Source organism: Novosphingobium sp. 550D (assembly GCF_057401885.1).
The window spans coordinates 887,398-902,670 of the sequence record NZ_CM171613.1; the positions used below are offsets into that span (position 1 = coordinate 887,398).

At 58.0% G+C, this 15,273-nt stretch carries 12 protein-coding genes; 11 read left to right on the top strand and 1 reads right to left on the bottom strand.

The features are described 5' to 3' along the window. Nucleotides 1–120: 120 nt before the first annotated feature. Together AC2S2E_RS04320 and AC2S2E_RS04325 are read left to right on the top strand one after the other, a co-directional pair. Complete coding sequence (locus AC2S2E_RS04320) at nucleotides 121–2,238, top strand: conjugal transfer protein TraG (protein WP_486523844.1); 2,118 nt, start codon at nucleotides 121–123, stop codon at nucleotides 2,236–2,238. A gap of 44 nt (nucleotides 2,239–2,282) precedes the next feature. Beyond that, entirely contained in the window at nucleotides 2,283–2,681 is a 399-nt protein-coding gene (locus tag AC2S2E_RS04325) for a CopG family transcriptional regulator (RefSeq protein WP_486523845.1), read from the top strand. A 232-nt stretch (nucleotides 2,682–2,913) separates the two neighbouring features. On the opposite strand, the gene AC2S2E_RS04330 is transcribed toward AC2S2E_RS04325, so the two are convergent. Then, nucleotides 2,914–3,759, bottom strand: coding sequence for a tyrosine-type recombinase/integrase (locus AC2S2E_RS04330; protein WP_486523847.1), 846 nt, complete (start codon nucleotides 3,757–3,759; stop codon nucleotides 2,914–2,916). A gap of 147 nt (nucleotides 3,760–3,906) precedes the next feature. Here AC2S2E_RS04330 and AC2S2E_RS04335 point away from each other — a divergent pair, with 147 nt between their 5' ends. The 9 genes from AC2S2E_RS04335 to AC2S2E_RS04375 all read left to right on the top strand — a co-directional run bounded on the left by AC2S2E_RS04335 (nucleotide 3,907) and on the right by AC2S2E_RS04375 (nucleotide 15,210). Further along, complete coding sequence (locus AC2S2E_RS04335; protein ID WP_486523848.1) at nucleotides 3,907–5,244, top strand: EAL domain-containing protein; 1,338 nt, start codon at nucleotides 3,907–3,909, stop codon at nucleotides 5,242–5,244. Nucleotides 5,245–5,642: 398 nt separating this feature from the next. Beyond that, nucleotides 5,643–6,161, top strand: a complete 519-nt coding sequence (nusG, locus tag AC2S2E_RS04340; RefSeq protein WP_486523849.1) for a transcription termination/antitermination protein NusG — start codon at nucleotides 5,643–5,645, stop codon at nucleotides 6,159–6,161. A gap of 99 nt (nucleotides 6,162–6,260) precedes the next feature. Then, nucleotides 6,261–6,836, top strand: coding sequence for a hypothetical protein (locus tag AC2S2E_RS04345; protein ID WP_486523850.1), 576 nt, complete (start codon nucleotides 6,261–6,263; stop codon nucleotides 6,834–6,836). A gap of 46 nt (nucleotides 6,837–6,882) precedes the next feature. Next, the gene (locus tag AC2S2E_RS04350) at nucleotides 6,883–7,731 is read left to right on the top strand and encodes a DsbA family protein (protein WP_486523851.1); all 849 of its coding nucleotides are present in this window, start codon (nucleotides 6,883–6,885) and stop codon (nucleotides 7,729–7,731) included. Between the two features lie 492 nt (nucleotides 7,732–8,223). Further along, nucleotides 8,224–9,591 carry an O-antigen ligase family protein gene (locus AC2S2E_RS04355; protein ID WP_486523852.1) on the top strand — a complete coding sequence of 456 codons (1,368 nt, stop codon included), beginning with the start codon at nucleotides 8,224–8,226 and terminating at the stop codon, nucleotides 9,589–9,591. Nucleotides 9,592–9,610: 19 nt separating this feature from the next. Beyond that, nucleotides 9,611–10,339, top strand: a complete 729-nt coding sequence (locus AC2S2E_RS04360) for a polysaccharide biosynthesis/export family protein (protein WP_486523853.1) — start codon at nucleotides 9,611–9,613, stop codon at nucleotides 10,337–10,339. A gap of 51 nt (nucleotides 10,340–10,390) precedes the next feature. Continuing rightward, nucleotides 10,391–12,589 carry a GumC family protein gene (locus tag AC2S2E_RS04365; protein ID WP_486523854.1) on the top strand — a complete coding sequence of 733 codons (2,199 nt, stop codon included), beginning with the start codon at nucleotides 10,391–10,393 and terminating at the stop codon, nucleotides 12,587–12,589. A gap of 77 nt (nucleotides 12,590–12,666) precedes the next feature. Continuing rightward, entirely contained in the window at nucleotides 12,667–13,824 is a 1,158-nt protein-coding gene (locus AC2S2E_RS04370; RefSeq protein ID WP_486523855.1) for a hypothetical protein, read from the top strand. 87 nt (nucleotides 13,825–13,911) lie between these two features. Beyond that, on the top strand, nucleotides 13,912–15,210 hold the full coding sequence (locus AC2S2E_RS04375) for a hypothetical protein (RefSeq protein WP_486523856.1): 1,299 nt from the start codon (nucleotides 13,912–13,914) through the stop codon (nucleotides 15,208–15,210). The last annotated feature ends 63 nt before the right edge of the window (nucleotides 15,211–15,273 follow it).

Below are 15,273 nucleotides of genomic sequence, written 5' to 3' on the forward strand. Positions count from 1 at the left end.
GGACAAAGCGCGCCTACCCTGTTCCCTGTCTTTCTGCGCTATCCTGCGACGGGCGTGATCAGCGCTTGAAAGTCGCTGAATTGTGCGGGTTCGTTCCTCCTTCATCACGAGGAATGCCCAATGTCCGTCACCAAAATTCTCTGGGGCCAGGTCTTCGCCGTCCTCGCCATCACCCTGCTCGGCATCTGGAGCGCGACGCAGTGGATAGCGTATGCCTTGGCCTATCAGCCGGAACTGGGCACACCCTGGTTCTGGTTGGGGCCATGGCCGATCTACCACCCGTGGATCTTCTTCTGGTGGTGGTTCGCCTATGATGCCTATGCGCCGCACATTTTCGCAACCGGTGGGATGATTGCCGCTTCCGGCAGCCTTGTCGCGGTCGGTGTCGCCATCGCCATGTCGGTCTGGCGCGCCCGCGAGGAGAAGAAGTCCGACACCTATGGTTCGGCACGTTGGGCTAACGAGAAAGAAATCCGCAAGGCGGGGCTTTACGTCGAAGATGGTGTGGTGATTGGCTGGCACGACAACCGCTATCTGCGCCACGATGGGCCAGAGCATGTGCTGTGTTTCGCACCGACCCGTTCGGGCAAGGGCGTTGGCCTTGTCATCCCCACACTGCTGACCTGGCCTGGCTCCGCAATCATCCACGACATCAAGGGCGAGAACTGGTCATTGACGGCGGGGTTTCGCGCGGCCCATGGTCGGGTGCTGCTGTTCGATCCCACCAATCCGGCCTCGAACCCTTACAACCCGCTGCTGGAGGTGCGGCGCGGCGAATGGGAGGTGCGCGATGTGCAGAATGTCGCCGATGTGCTGGTCGATCCCGAAGGCAGCCTCGAGAAGCGCAACCATTGGGAAAAGACGAGCCATGCCTTGCTCGTCGGCGCGATCCTCCATGTGCTTTATGCCGAGCAGGACAAGACACTGGCCGGCGTCGCGGCGTTCCTGTCCGATCCTCGCCGCCCGATCGAGACCACCTTGCGAGCGATGATGACGACGCTGCATCTCGGCGAGGCCGGCGTCCATCCGGTGATCGCCTCGGCCGCGCGCGAATTGCTCAACAAGTCCGAGAACGAGCGGTCGGGGGTGCTCTCCACCGCCATGTCCTTCCTTGGCCTCTACCGCGATCCAGTGATTGCCAGGGTCACCGGGGCGTCGGACTGGCGCATCACCGATCTCGTCACCTCGTCTGAGCCGGTTTCGCTCTACCTCGTCATTCCGCCCAGCGACATCAGCCGCACCAAGCCGCTGATCCGCCTGTTGCTCAACCAGATCGGGCGGCGCCTGACCGAACAGCTGCAGGTGAAGGGGCATCGGCAGCGCCTGCTCTTGATGCTCGACGAGTTTCCGGCGCTGGGGCGTCTCGATTTCTTCGAGTCGGCGCTGGCTTTCGTGGCTGGTTACGGGATCAAGGCGTTCCTGATCGCCCAGTCGCTGAACCAGATCGAGAAAGCCTACGGGGCCAACAATGCGATCCTCGACAATTGCCATGTCCGGGTCGCTTTCGCTGCCAACGATGATCACACGGCCAAGCGGATTTCCGATGCGCTGGGAACGGCAACCGAGCAGCGTTCGATGAAGAACTATGCTGGCCACCGGCTCGCGCCGTGGCTTGGTCATGTCATGGTGTCGCGCACCGAGACTGCGCGTGCCCTGATGACGCCCGGTGAGGTGCAGGCGTTTGCGGACGACGAGGAAATCGTCTTTGTCGCCAGCACACAGCCGATCCGGGCGGCGAAGGCACGCTATTACATCGATGCCCGCTTCACGGCGCGGTTGCTGCCGTCCCCCGAACCGCGGCCATTCGATCCGAGGCTGCGGCCGAAGAACGATTGGTCGAGTTTGGCGCCGTTGATGTCCGAACCGGATCAGTTGCATGAGGCTGGAGACGTGACGAGTGGTGCAAACGCGGCCCAACCGGCGATGGAGGCAACTGGCGACGGCGACCAGAAAGCGGGAGGAGATGAGGGGGACGCGATTGTTGCTGGTGAAGGCGAGGCGCCAACCGGGACACCGCCTTCTGCTCATGACAGCGCCAACGCCGGCATCCGGCGCGAACCGGAATTGCCGGAACATGAGGACATCGCGCGTCCGCCGAAAGCACGGACCAATGAATTCAACTTTGGCGAGGAAGACATGGACAGTGAAGCGGCCCAGGCGCGGCGCATGGCAGACCGTGGTATGATCCGTAACACCCGCAACGCAGCGCTCGATCCAGATGACGGGATGGACCTGTGAAGAGCGCACGCGAGAAAGCGAGCCTCCGCTTACCCCAGGATTTGTTGCGTCAGCTCGATGATTACGCCCGCTCGCGCCGCGTCTCGCGCACCGCCGTGATCGAGGCTGCGCTGGCCTCGCATCTGTCTCCCGATGGTCCAGAACGCCTGGAAGCGGCCTTTGCGCGACGACTGGACCGCATGACCCGTGCGCTTGAGCGCCTGGAATGGCATGTCGAACTTGGCAATGAAACGCTGGCCCAGTTCGTTCGCTTCTGGCTCATCACCAACGCGCCCCTGCCCGACAGTGCGCTGAAAGCGGCGCAAGCATCGGGCAAGGAGCGCTGGGAGCGCTTTGTCGAAACGCTCAGCCGACGCATGGATTTGGGGCCAAGACTCAAACAGGAATTGGCGGAAGACAGGCCCGCAGGTGAAGTTTCAGGCGCTCAAAGCAGTCGCCTTTGAGCGTAGCGGATACGCTGCGCGTTTCCGTTCGGATTGGTGGTGCCTGCCAGAGCGATCCGCTTGATCCTAAACAGCGCTCGACATGAATCGGCTTCAGGCATCTTCCCTTATCAAAATGAGGGCGATTCCGGCCGCCGTGTTAACGAGAACGAATTGCGTTCACGAGCATTTGCGCAAGGGCATCGATCAACGATCGCGCGTGACGGGAAAAGTCGATCATTAAGGAGTAACATTATGAAAAATTATCATTTTCAGGGTGACACTCTATCCAATTCTGTATCAATGAGCAAGAGAGTATCTTGCCGATCCGCCCAATGGAGGGGGCGATAAATTTGTTAAGCGCATCTGTTTGCAAGCTGTTTACCACCATTCCCCGCACAAATCGGCGATTTTTACCGGCGATGGCGCGGCGAGCAGGAGGCTGACGACGATCATCGCAATGGTCTAGGTCATCATCGCTATCATACCGATCCAACTCCCTTTTTCTGGTGTTCGGCTCGCTCCAGACACTTTTGCTTCGCCACATGCGCGCCGCGATTTTGCGCTCTTCGGCGCCCATCGCGCAGGTGTAAATGGCTGTGGTCTTTATGTCGGCATGACCCAGCCAGCGCTGAACAAGTGTTAATGGAACACCTGCCTGAATGGCGCGAACGCCAAAGGCATGACGCAGACCTTTGGGTGTGGCGTAACTGCCCTCGATTTTGGCTGCACGCATCACGTCACAAATCCGCCGATAAGCCGTCATTCGTGACCAAGGCCAAAGCGGGGCGTGACGATTGCTGCGCGAGGAAATCCAGCGTGAAAGCAAGCCGAGATAGGCTGGTGGCACGGGAACCGCGCGGAACACAATCTTTCCTCGCTTTTTCAAACATTTAAATACAATATGCTTGGCTTCGAAATCGATGCTATCCGCAGTTAGCGCCAACGCCTCGGAAATTCTGCACCCGGTGAAGGCAAGCATCAAAGAAAATGCTGTGATTTCAATGTTAAAATCTCTCGCACTTTTCGTAAAGACATCAACTTCTCTAGGCGTTAAGTATTTTCGTTGACCACATTTGTTAAAGATCGTCCATAGCATCCGTTCACAACCCTGGTTAAGCCTTTTTTCAGAAGTGATGCTTGCGGGGTAAATGTTACTGAAACCGTCTCCAGACGTGGTTGATACAGAATTGGATAGAGCGTCGCAGGACCAATGCCGTGGTTGGCACAGGTTAGGGGCGATGCAATGCAGCAGGCAACGCGAAGGTGGGGGAGCGGCTGGTCGGGTGGGTTAACTGCTCGTGCCCAGGAACTTGTTTGCCCCGTCCATTTCGCGTTCCAGATTCGCAACTACCACCACATCAAGCAGGCGTGGGGTGACCATACCGCCGAGGAAGTGTCTGGTATTGTCGCATCTCGCATCCTTGGCGACTTGGTTGACGGCGGTGGCTCCATACACGTTGGGCCTGATGGTCACCTGAATTTAGACACATCGAGTTTGCATGTTCCCGGCGTCGGGGCGTTGTCGACGAGATGTCGGGCTTGCGTCGATGCTTTTTGCGCAGTCATTCTGCTGGAACCGATCACGACGTCGGTTGGGCCGCTATGTCTGTGGCTGTCGGGAAGCTGGGAATTCGGCGCCGACGCGGCTTCTGCTCCTGCGGGGCGGGGCGTAACCGCGCTGCATTTCGTGGGGGAGCCTGTCCTTGAAGATCCGGCATGGGGCGAGCGGTACCGGCGCAATATGGCCGTTGCGGCGGGGGCGCTTGGCGGGTGGTTCGGTTCTTCGCCGACAGAGGTTGCTGCTGACTGGCTTGCCTTGCGGTGGCAGCCGGTACGCGATGGACGGAGCGAGGCGTCGCTACTTTATTACGAGGCGTTGCCTGCCTTTGTTTCCGCAGATGGTGGGGTGCGGTCGGCGCGTGCCGCGTTGGCGGCATTGGAGCACTTGGGTTTCGCCCGTGTACTCGATCATAAAATTGTTTCGTGCGTGGTCGAGGAGTTGGAGCTTAATCCCGACGTCGTGCTTGGGGTGAATATTTCCGCGCAGAGTGCAATTTGCGACGACTGGTGGGACGAGATCGAGGGGCGTTTGCGTTTTGATCCAGGGATGGCTCGACGCCTCGTCATCGAAATTACCGAAACCGCCAGGATGCACGATATCTCTGCTGCAGTCCGTTTTGTGACCCGCATGCGCCGCCTGGGCGTGTGTATCGCGCTGGACAATTTTGGAACGGGTTATGCTTCGATCCGCCATTTGTTGGCACTTTCGCCCGACATTGTGAAGGTTGACCGCTTCTTCCTGCGGCAGGCCGTGGCAGACGCCAAAGGAACGGCGATGTTTACGCAGGTGGTCCGTCTGGCCGCCACTTTCGGTGCCACCACAATCGCCGTTGGCGTTGAGGACGAAGTGCAAGCGGACTTTGCGCGCGAAGCAGGCGCCGACTGGCAGCAAGGCCTTTTCTGGGGGGCGGCCGCCGGGACGCGGCCTTGGGTGCTGGCTTCCCGGAACGCGGCAAATGCACAGGAGCGAACCGTAGCAGAGCAACCGTTGTGCCAGCTTACCGAAAGGGGGCGGGCATGATCGAGCAGAAGACTCACCTGAGGGAAGGCCCTGCGATTTGGCCCACTGTCGCGCAGTGCGACGTCATGTCCAACGTGGAGCCAGTCCCTGCAGATTTCGGTTTGTTTAAAGGGCTTCTATTCGGTTTGCCACTTTCGGCACTCCTTTGGTGGGCCATCTTTGCCGTTGTAAGGGCGTTATAATGTGGCGGTTCCTCCCGAGAGCAGGTAGGAGACGGGCACAACGACCTCCCTGCGATCAACAGATGTCAGACCGTTTTCGCTGCGAGCTTCCTTCGGGTCGCCTCCGGGGAAGGCGAACTCAATCCACGCGAACCTCAACTGTCGTTAGTCGGATTGCGCTCGCCCATGACTTGAAGATGAAGAAATCTCACCGCCTGAGACTTTTGATGGAGGTAAATGATTTCTAGAAATAAATGGTACGTTGCCTCCGTTATCCCTAACCGGGAAATAATTGCAAAATTAAATTTGGAAAATCAGAAATTTGAGGCGTTTTCGCCAGTTTATCCAAAACTTAAATCGAGGTTTGGTAGAGATAAGGTACTTGTATTTGCTCCACTTTTCCCAGGATACATATTCGTATCCTTCAATATTTCTGGTGATCGGTGGCAGGCTATCAACAGTACATATGGAGTTCGCAGATTATTGGTGCTTGGTGAAGGGAGAATGCCCACACCGGTGCCTGAAGTAGTCATAAAACGATTGATGCAGAGTTGCCCGGATGGAGTTTGGTCATTGGCCGATGAAAATCTGAAAAAGGGTGATGAAGTAAAAATTGTGAATGGGTGCTTTTCAGGAATTCCAGCAAAATTTCTTGAGATTCTTCCTGGAGACAGGGTGAAACTCCTGTTGCAATGGATGGGAGGGGACGTGGAAATGTCCTTCCCCTCCTCCTTCATAGGGCCATCTAATTTCTAAGATGTCCTGTTCGTATGAACTTTGTCTTTGGGTGATTCTCCCCGGAGTGCGGTAGCTGTGCTTGTATGTGGCCCGATTGATCGAGGAGGTAATCAGATTATGAAACTTCGCAAATTTATTATCGCTGGCATGTTGGCCGCTATGCCTGCCGCCCCAGCGTTCGCGACGCCCACGCCGTACTTTACATTCTCGACCAACAGCAATGTGGCCAATGTCGGGGGGAGCAAGGAACTCGATGCCACGTTCTTGGTTGGCTCGGACGGTACTTTGTCCCTCGATACCTCATCGGGCTCAGCGCCGACCTATGGTGGCTCTACGGTGACGGTGACCAGCTTTTCCGGCAGCAGCAGTGGCAATGACATTTCCACGCTGTCGTTTCAGTTCACCTACAACGGTGCGACATATGTTTTGAGCAACAATGTCGCCGGTATTTCGATGGATCTGACTCCGGGATCGGGCAACACCGTCAGCATCTACTCGAAGACTTCAGGAGGAAGTTGGCACGGCGGCACGTCGTCGGCGACGCTGGCCTACTATGGTGCCGCGCCTGAAATCGATGGCGGGCTGCTTCCCGGTGCCGTCTTCGTATTCGGAACTTTCGTTCTGGGCTTTGCCCTGCGTCCAGATCGCGCGACATCCGGCGGCTCTGTTCGGCCAAAGATTGCCTTGGCCTGACAGAAAAGCGTTCTGCTGAAGATCAATCGACAAGAAGAGATGTTCCATGTCGCGCGATTTCACTTGCCTTTCCACGTGTCACCTTCTTGCTGTTTTGGGGTTGTCGGTGTCTGGCACTGCACAAGCCAGCGAGGTTCGGGTCAGCCAAACGCCTACGTTTACCTATATCGCTAAGGCCGATGAGGGCGTCGGCTTGAGCACCGAGGTGGTGTCCGTGATTCACGATCCCGTAGACCTGACGATTGCGCTTCTGGTGCGATGTGGTCCACGCGAGGGTTTTTTTACGCGGCATCACGCTTTTCTCGCGCAGCAAAAAACTATTGTCGATAGGGTGACGCCTGAACGTCTGGCTGGCTGGACGGAACCGGACATCTCCGACCGGGCCATCCACATTGCAAACGACCTTGCTCTTTTTCAGATCGAAGCCTCGCTTGGCGTTCCTCCCGCCACGGCGGAAGTTTGCCTCAAGGATGGCGTCGATATCCAGCACATCAAGGATATGACCGATGCTGCCGTCAAGGGTGGGGTGGAAGCTACCCCGAGTTTTCGGTTGAACGGCAAACTGCTCAACGATGTGCACGTCTGGGCGCCATTGCGATCGTCTTTGCTGGACGCGCTGCCCAAAGCCTCCCAGACTGGCGGATCACCGGTGGAATTGATCGAATATGTCAGTTATACCTGTCCTCATTGCGCTCGATACGAACAAGAAGCTGCTGACGAGCGTTCGGCGATGCTGGGTGGGACTTTCCCAATGCTTCCGGTTGCACCTGCTGTTAACAAGCAGGTTATCCATAGTGTAACGGCGCATCGCCAACAGCCAAAACACAAGAGAGTCCTTCGAAAGAAGGCGCCTCAGGCTGCCGTCTGCACGTTCCCTGGCCGGAATAAATTTTAGGCCAGGGCGTAATAAGAAATCAGGATTTTTCGCTGTGCCAAAAACCTTCCGCCTATCAGGTGTGCTAGCGTTGATAGCGTGCACCACCCTCGCGGTCGCCGCACCGTCGGTCGCGGCCGACCCGCCAGTTGGGCCTGCTCCCGTGGCACCTCCTGTATCTCCTGCGGCAATGGCCTTGTCCATCGGTGCAGCCCCGAGCGCGAACTGCTCCGTTGCCGGAGATCAACCTGTGCTGGCCTGTTCAACGCATAGTGATTTCGTGTGGCCCAATCCGGGGACACAACCGGCAAACATAGCCAAGGGTCTGACCCAAAATGCCCTAAAGCAGGGGGCTGTCGGTGGAGCACCTTCGGTTGCCATTTCCTCTGGCGGCTTTTTGGCCAATGTGCCGTCCATCGCTTATGTTTTCGGCGGCCTGCTTTTGGCAGGTGGTGGGGCCGCGCTGGCGTCGGGCGGGAGCAACTCGGTCAGTCCGTGACCGGGGTTACCCCGATGGTCTTGATTACCGCATTTCTGTTGATTGTCGCTGTGTTGGGAGGTAGCCCACGCGGAGACTGCACCGCGCTGGTCGTGCTATACCCGCTGGCTTGGGCAATGCTGGCAATTGGCGCCCCGAGCTTGAAAACATGGCCCGCCGCCTATTTCCGACATGGCCTCTTTGCGGCGGCGTTGCTGACTTTCGTGGGAGTGCAACTGGTGCCCTTGCCGCTAGCCGTCTGGCAGGCATTGCCCGGTCGAGGGATTGTCGCTCAAATCGATCATGCCGCAGGACTCACAGCTGTCTGGAGGCCATTGACGCTGACGCCCGAGGCGACATGGGGCAGTTTCTGGTTTTTAGCGGTTCCTCTTGCCATGTTAGTGCTTGGCACACGGCTGGATGAGAAGCAGCGAATTCGTCTCCTCGATGTGTGGCTAATCATTGGCTGCGTTAGCGGGCTGATCGGACTGCTCCAGATCGCTCTGCCGGAACTCGGATCGCATCTTTACTGGTATAAGGTGACCAATCATGGCGCTGGTGTCGGACTGTTCGCCAACCGCAACCACCAAGCCATCCTGCTCGATTGCATGATCCCGATGCTGGCGGAACTGGCATCGCGGCGTGGAGGCAAGCCCAGGATGCTAAAAATGCGGCGTTTAACGAGTGTAGCGGGCATAATTTTGACGGTGCCGATGCTACTCGTGACCGGATCACGCAGCGGGTTCGTGCTGGGTATTTTCGCCATTGCTTGCACGCCGTTCCTCTATCAGACACCTTATTCAAAAACGTGGCGAATTTCTTTTCTTGGGCGGCTTTGGTCATCGGAACGCATTCTAACCTTCAGCCTCGCGGGCGTTGTCGGTTCGGTGACGCTGGCGGCCAGCGCCCTGCGGGCGGACGCCTTCTCGCGTTTGACTGATTTCGGATTGGCGAACGACACGCGCTGGGAATTGCTGGCACTCACACTGGCAAGTGCGGCCGACTATTTACCGCTCGGTGCCGGAACCGGCAGCTTTGCGCAGGTCATCCAACTGCATGAACCGGCACGATTGTTAAGCCAGGCTTATTTCAACCAAGCGCATGATGAACTGGCCGATCTGCTGCTGACCGGGGGGGTGGGTGGCATCGCTCTGCTGGTGGTTGCTTTGGTCGGATACGCGACAGTGGTGAAGCGGGTTTGGCGTCTCATTCGCCAGAAGACGCTTCCCACTCCAGACCGTTTCTACCGCCTCGGGGTGGTAATCGTGACGATCATCTCCCTGGGAAGTCTGGCGGATTATCCACTGCGCACGCCGCTCATGGCCTGCCTGTTCGTCACAGCCACCCTGTGGTTGCCGCGTTCGACGCAGGGCGTGAATGGTGCATCGAACCAAACACTCTAATTGATCAGACAGACCCATCATGTTTCATCGTGCTTATATCGGACTGGCAACCTGTGTGCTGCTGGCGAGTTGTGCCGGACCGAACCTGAACGGGGCGGATCCGCAGACCTTGACCGTCGTGAAGGCATCCAGCCTGCCAGCACCCGACACGGATACCTCAGGCAACTTTTCCGCCGACCGGCCTTATCTCGTTGGCCCTTACGACCGTTTGAGGATCGGTGTGTTTGCCATTCCCGAGCTGGCCGCAGTGGATATTCAGGTCGATGCAAGTGGCCGAATTTCCGTTCCCCTGGTGGGCATCGTGCAGGTCGCTGGAAAAACGCCTTTGCAAATCGAGGAAATCGTGAAGGCCAGCCTGAGAGGGCGCTACCTGCGCGACCCGCAGGTGACGGTCAATCTGGTCGAAGCGGTCAGCCAGATCATCACGATCTCGGGCGAGGTGAAAAATCCTGGTTCGTTCCCGGTCATGGGGCGGATGACGCTTTTGCGCGCTCTTGCCTTGGCCAAGGGAAGTACTGACATCGGCAATCTCAAATATGTGGTCATCTTCCGTGAAGTGCACGGCACCAAATATGCGGCATTGTACAATGTACGGGCAATCATGGATGGGCGCTATGGCGACCCGGAAGTCTATGCGCAGGATTTCGTTATAGTCGGTGAATCGCGTGCCCGCCAGATTTTCAAGGACGTGATGTCTTCCGCCCCCTTGTGGGTCACCCCACTGGTTGTGGCGATCCAGAGACTTTGATGCGGGGGGGGGCGCCTGCCCGCCTTCGGCTGACAGCAGATGGATTAATTCGTGAACAATAATCTCACACCAACTGGCGTCATTTCTCCAGACGCACCGATTGTGGAAGGCGATACCGACTTTGGCGCAAGGGCGCCTGCCCTCCCCTATATTTTATATTATTGGCGAACGATCGCTCAATTTCGCTGGATGATTCTCGGAATAATTTCGGTATGTCTGGTACTTGGCGTCATAATTACACTTCTGACGCCGCCACTCTACACAGCTAAGGTTCGTATCGAGATCGATCGCGAGCAAAAACACATCACCGATGTCAGCCGTGTACAAGGCGATCAGGGAGAACAGGGCGGTCAGACCAACGAGTTCTATGTCACGCAATATGCGCTGCTCCAGGCGCGGCCTCTGGCGGAGCGGATCGTCCGGTCTCTGGATCTGGCCAACAGTTCGGACTTTTTCGTGGCGCACGGCATTGCTCTGACGCCCAACGGATTGGGCGGTGATCCGGGTGATCGCAACGCGCGGGAAAAGAAGGCTGCGCAGCTTTTGTTGTCTCACATTGCTGTCGAACCGGTGAAGGATTCCAAGCTGGTCGATGTCAAATACACCAGCCGCTCCCCTGAAATATCCGCGCGGATTGCGCAACAGTGGATCAAGACCTTCACCGATTCCCGCCTTGACCAGCAATACGCTTCGACCGCTGATGCCCGTCGTTTCCTGGAAGAGCGACTGGCCACGATGAAGGAAAAGCTGGAGCAGTCTGAACGTCAGTCCATCGCCTATTCGGTCAATCAGGGTCTCGAACGATTGGGTCACGTGGTTACGCCCGATGGACGTACGGCTGACTCACAGACCGTGCTCGAAATGACGCTTGCCGCGCGCGTTCAAGCGCTCGCGCTGGCGACGCAGGCACGAGTGGCCGCCGAGACCCGACTCCGTGGTGATGAAGGCGAGGTCAGTCTCGATGCTTCGGTCGTCGCCCTGCGACAGGCCCGTACTCAACTAGCGGTGCAGCGTGAGCAAATTCTCGTGCAGCACGAACCAACTTATCCTGCCGCGCAAGAGCTGAACGCACAGATCGCGCAGATGGACCGGGATATAAAAACTTCTGTTCGGCGTATCCAGGAAAACGCCCAGCAAAACTATCGCGAGGCGCACGATCAGGAACAGGAACTGGTTCGCCAAGTCAGCGATTTGCGGCGCCAACTTGGCCAGCAACAACATGCCGCCGTGGAATACAACATCTACCAGCGGGAAGCTGATACCAACCGCCAACTTTATGACGCCCTGTTGCAACGCTACAAGGAAATCGGCATCAATGGCACTATCGGCGCTAGCCAGGTCAGTGTTGTCGAACCAGCCGTCGCGCCCAACGCGCCGTCTTCTCCCAATCTCTTGAAGAACATGGCCTTCGCCCTGCTACTCGGTCTTGTTCTGTCGGGGGCGATGGTTTTCGCGATCGAACATATCGGGCAATCAATCCACGATCCCGAAGTGCTGGCAAAACTGCTTGACGTGCCCGTGCTTGGCCATGTGCCTTTGCTGGAAGATGGCAATATACGGGAAGCACTGACCGATAGTCGGTCGCTTCTGTATGAAAGCTATGTCAACCTGCGTACGGCGCTGACGTTCGCCACCAGCCAGGGCATTCCATCCTCGCTGATGATCACCAGCAGCCGACCGAAGGAGGGCAAGAGTACCACCGCTCTTGGCTTGTCACTGGTAATCAAGCGCATGGGGCGTTCGGTTCTGCTCATCGACGCGGATATGCGTAACCCTTCGCAGGTGACGGATGATCATGCGCCGGGGCTATCCAATTATCTTGCCGGTGATGAGAACTGGATGGATAAGGTGCGTGAAGGTGAGGTCGGGGGCATTTCTGTGCTGCCATCCGGCCCCAAACCGCCCAACGCTGCCGAATTGCTGACCGAGCTTCGTCTGACTGAACTGCTGCGTCAGGCTGCTGGCCATTATGACCATGTCATTATCGACACGCCTCCGATCATCGATCTGGCGGATGCATCCCTTATTGCTGGAGCTGTGTCTGCGTGTCTGCTGGTGGTTGAAGCAGATGGGCCTTCCCAGCGCGCTGTACATATTGCGCTTAATCGCCTGCTGATGAGCAAAGTCAAGATTGTGGGGGCACTGCTGACCAAGCAGCAGATGCGCTACGGGTATGGTTACGCTTATGGCTACGGCTACGGGTATGGCCGCAAACGCGTGGCCGAAGCAGGCGACGGAACTGTCGCTTGAGGCTTATGCTCGCAAGTATCCCACATTCTATCCGGCCTGGTTTGCAAGTCAGTGTGCTGCGACTGGTGGCGGTAGTCATGGCGGTGGCCAGCGGCTGGCATGCGTTCATTGCGGCTGAGCGCGCTACGGCACCGGACTTGGTGGCGGAAATCGCAACGCGCGACGGTGTTGCCCTCGCCTTGGTGCTGGATCGCGGCCATGCCGGGCTGGGTCCCTTGCCTGCCACAGACGAACGTCGCCGGAAACTGGCGCACGCCCTGGCCGACGAACCGTTGCAACCTGCCGTGATACGGCTGATGGCAACCGAGCGCTGGGAGCATGATCGGCAAGGTGCCATTGCGCTGCTGACGCTGGGGGCAAAAGTGTCTTCACGCGATTTGGCGACGCAGGTAGCGCTGATCGATGTGGCGATCGCCCATAATGACATCGCCAATGCTCTGGCGCATTACGATGCCGCGCTGGCGACACATGAGGAAGCCAAAGCACAATTGTTCCCGTTGCTGGCCAATGCGTTGCAGTATGATGAGGTGCGTCGCCAGTTGCGGCCTTTGGTCATGCGCTCGCCGACGTGGATGCAAGCTTTTCTGCGCTATGCCGGCGACAAGGCTCCACCCGAGGCCATCGCCAAACTTTTAAGTGAGAATGCGGCAGCGATTCCATCCGCACTTGTTGCCAGCCTTCGTCGCAAGGTGATCACGGCTGTTCTCACTCACAAGGCTTATGACGAAGCGTTCAGGATGGTGCGAACTTTCAGTGGTCCGCAAATTGCGCAGACCCAATCCATGAATATCACCCGAGCCTCGGCAGACCCGACCTTCTATCCGTTTACCTGGATGATCGAGGGATTGGACAGCGGGCAGGCTGCCATTTTGCCCGCTGGTGGCATTCGCACGATGGTGCCGACGGATCGAACGCATACCTTGCTTCAAAGGATGATCCTGTTGCCACCTGGCAGTTACGATTTCGGCGGTGTGGTGGGGTTTTCGGACGATGATCCCGCTATCCTGTCGGTGTGGACATGGCGATGCCTGATGGACGGTGATCGGGTTCAGGAGTTGGCCTCTCGCGACTTTCCCGCAAAGCAGGAAGTCCAGACGATCACCATGAATGTGCAGGTTCCCGAGAACTGCCGCGCGCTTACCGTCGAACTGCGGGCGGTAGGCAGCGATGAGCGTGGCGAGCGTAGCATGGTCATTTCTTCCGTGGCGCTGCGACAACATCTCGACCCCAAATAGGCCTCGGGCGCCCCCCTGAGAGGGGCGGTTATACGAACAGGAAAACAAATGTATCCCCGGAGAATATTGATCCTGGCACTGCCTTTCATGCTTGCGGTTGCGCCACCTCTTGCGCAGGCCCAGCAAAAATCCAGCGACAGCGCATCGTCGGTGGTGCGGGTGGGCAAGGCGTCGATCACCGAGGCTGACATCAGCGAGAGAATGGCTGCCCTTGCGACCCAGGGGACGGGCGATCCTGCAACCCGCCGAGAAGAGGCCATTCGCCAGCTTATCGCTGAATATGTGGTCGAACAAAAGCTCGATAACACCGAGGGTGGACTGCCACCTGAACTGCTCGCCCAACTGGGCGCCGCGCGCCGTCAGCAGGTTTTTGCATGGTACATGCGCAACCGTCTGGTCGAGTCAGGTATCGGGCAGCATCCGTCGGCCGACGAAGTCGATGCCTTTGTGCGCGCCAATCCCCGTTTCTTTGCCGGGCGCGCGCAGTTTCGTTTCGTGATGATCGGACTGACCGCAACCGATGCCAGCCAGGAGGCGCAGGCTGTGGCGATGCTATCGCGTTTGCCACAAGCGCAGCCCCCGTCACCTGCCCAGATGAACGATCTTCGCGGCCAATTGCAGATGCATCACTGGTTAGGCGGCTATGCAACCTACACACAGAACAGCGAGCAATTGGCGCCGACAGTATTGGACCGGCTTGAACGCATGGCGGCAAGCCACCGCTTCCTTGATGTTATCCGCGACGGTGGGCAGGTGCATGCCCTTGTTCTGCAAGCGCGCGTGGCCGATCCGGTGGACCCTGCGGTTGTGGGAGATCAGGTGGCGCTGGGTTTGGCGCGCAAGCGCGCCGACGAGGCTGGCAAGGCCCTGATCGCGCAGTTATCGGACCCAATTTATCAGCAACTCGATCCTGCGGTAAAGCTGCGAGCACAAACACTCGGCGCCGGCGCCGTGCAAAGCGAAAGCGGATCCCGCGCCTTGCTGCGTTCGCTGGTGCCCAATGTCGACTATTTTGTGCTGCGGCGTCTGGCGGCATTTTTCTGGTGGCTGTTGTGGGTGTGGCCATTGGCTGCCATCCTTCATCCCTTGTTTCAATTTCGTCAGGGGCGTTGGGCCGAGCGGCTTGCCGCCACAAAATTCCGGTTCGGCGCTGGCCGTGTCGGTCGCGCCGCAGTTGTGCTGGTCCCTCCGCTTTCGGTCGTGGCACTGTTCTTCGGCCTGCGTTTGACGCTGGACGCATCCCGCGACAGTCAGGTGCTGGCGCTTCTCGGAGCGGTAGCCGGTGGGATGCTCTACCCGCTGCTATGTCGCCACTTTTCTGGGAATGCACGCCTGGCCGCGCTGATGCTGGGTTCATCGGTGGTAACGCTTGCAACGGTTCTCTGAACGAGCATCCCAGGCGATCACACACTACTTGCCACTATGTCGGTTTTGAGACGTATATCCATC